The 1,854-nt window shown below is 72.5% G+C and carries 1 protein-coding gene; it reads right to left on the bottom strand.

Translation table 11 applies throughout. The features are described from left to right. On the bottom strand, window positions 1-1,742 hold a 1,742-nt coding region (locus tag I6A81_RS41020; protein ID WP_323132741.1), incomplete at its 3' end, for an acyltransferase domain-containing protein. Window positions 1,743-1,854 lie beyond the last annotated feature (112 nt).

Genomic DNA, 1,854 nt, shown 5'->3' with positions numbered 1-1,854 from the left:
GCGTGGAGGGCGAGTTCGAGCAGGCCGGTGCCGGGGTAGAGGGTGGTGCCGTGGATGGTGTGGTCGGCGAGCCAGGGGTGGGCTGTGAGGGAGATGCTGCCGGTGAACACCACACCGCCATCCGCGAGCTCCACCACCTGGTCGAGCATCGGATGCCCCGTCACCGCCGCGGTCACGTCGGCGTCCGTGGGCATCCAGTAGTGCTTGTGCTGGAAGGGGTAGGTCGGCAGGTCGACGACGGGCCCCGGCTGGGGGTAGAAGGCCGGCCAGTGGGGGCTGGTGCCGGTGGTGTGCAGGGCGGCCACGGCGCGTAGCACGGCCGCGGGCTCGGGCTGGTTGCGGCGCTGAGTGGAGACGAGGTGGACCTCGGCCTCCGCCTGGTGGGCGTCAGGGTCGACGAGCGTGCGGCCGGCGAGCGTCGTCAGTGAGCTGTCGGGGCCGAGTTCGAGGTAGGCGCGGGTGCCGTTGCCTTGCAGGGTGGTGATGGCCTGGGCGAAGCGGACAGCCTCGCGGGCGTGGCGCACCCAGTAGTCGGGGGTACTCACGTCCCCGTCGGTGGCGAGGGTGCCCGTCAGGGTGGAGACGATCGGGATGCGGGGGGTCTGGTAGGTCAGGCCCGCCAGCACCGTGTGGAACTCGTCGAGGATCGGGTCCATCAGCGGCGAGTGGAACGCGTGACTCACCCGCAGCCGCCGGGTCTTCACCCCCTGGCCCTCCAGGGCACGGGCCGCGGCCTCGACGGCCGTGTGCTCACCCGAGACGACCACGGAGTCCGGGGCGTTGACCGCCGCGACCGCCACCACGCCGCCGGTCTCCGCCAGCACCGGGACGACCTGCGCCTCCGATGCCTGGACCGAGAGCATGGCGCCGCCGTCCGGTAGCGCGTTCATCAACCGGCCCCGCGCCGCCACCAACGCGGCCGCATCCGGCAACGACAACACACCCGCCACATGCGCGGCGGTGATCTCCCCGACCGAATGACCGGCAAGATGATCCGGCTCGATGCCCCACGCCGTCACCTGGCGATACAGAGCGGTCTCGAACGCGAACAACGCCGCCTGCGTGAACACCGTCCGCTCCAACACCCCAGCCAACAGGCCGCCGTCCGGAGCGAACATGACCTCGCGCAGCGACCCGGCTCCCGCGGCGGCGAGCTCGTCGCCCAGCAGCGGGTCCAGCACAGCGCAGACCTCGTCCAACGCGGCCCGGAACACCGGGAACGCCGCGTACAGCTCCCGGCCCATGCCCGGACGCTGGCTGCCCTGCCCGGCGAACACGAACGCCAGCCCGCCGACCGGGCCTGTGGCCTCGCCGGTGACGACCCGCGGATGCTCCCGCCCCTGCGCGACCGCGGCCAGCCCCGCCAGCAACTCCTCACGACCGGTCGCCAGCACCACCGCCCGATACGGCATCACCGCCCGCGCCGTCGCCAACGAGAACCCCACCCCGGCCACATCCAGGTCCGCGTGCTGCCCGACGAACCGCCCCAACCGCCCCGCCACCGCTTGCAACGCCACCGTGCTCCGCGCCGACACCGGCACAGCCATCGGCGGCACATCACCATCCACGTCGGCATCGCCCGGCCGCCGCGTCAGGTTGATGACCTCAGAAACTCGCGGCGCCGGCTCGCCAGGCGCACCAGAACCGAGCCCGGCTTCGCCGTCGGTGTCGGGGCCGGCGATGTCCGGGGCCTGTTCCAACACCACGTGCGCATTCGTCCCACTGATCCCAAACGACGACACCCCCACCCGACGCGGCCGCCCCGTCACCGGCCACCCCCGCGCCCCCGCCAACAAACGCACCCCACCCCCCTCCCAATCCACCAACCCCGACGGCTCACCCGCGAACAACGAC

The sequence above is a fragment of the Frankia nepalensis genome, from assembly GCF_016786325.1.
GTDB classification, from domain to species: domain Bacteria; phylum Actinomycetota; class Actinomycetes; order Frankiales; family Frankiaceae; genus Pseudofrankia; species Pseudofrankia nepalensis.
The sequence above is the reverse complement of the archived record's forward strand: the minus strand, read 5'-3'. Positions and strand labels throughout refer to the sequence as shown.